Annotated in this window: 1 protein-coding gene; it reads right to left on the reverse strand. The window is 30.2% G+C overall.

Features of this window, described 5'->3' with window-relative positions; translation table 11 throughout:
- Window positions 1–255: hypothetical protein (locus K0040_RS20460; protein ID WP_228110483.1), on the reverse strand; the 255-nt coding region annotated here is incomplete at both ends.

Consider the following 255-nt stretch of genomic DNA (forward strand, 5'->3'; position numbering starts at 1 on the left):
ATTTACCTCATAACTACCTTCATATCTATCTGTTTCATTATTATATTTTAAATATATATACTTCGAATTACCTGATATTGGCATTCTATAAAACATAAAAGCATCCTCTATTCCTGTTTCATCTGTTACCTTTATGCTTATTTTCACTACATCTCCTACTGTTACATCTGTCTTATCTACTTTTAATGTGCTCTCATCTATTTCTGGTGCATTTGTATCTACAGTAGTTCCACTAACACTAAAATCACCCTTTGA

It is taken from the genome of Terrisporobacter petrolearius (assembly GCF_020748185.1).
GTDB classification, from domain to species: domain Bacteria; phylum Bacillota; class Clostridia; order Peptostreptococcales; family Peptostreptococcaceae; genus Terrisporobacter; species Terrisporobacter petrolearius.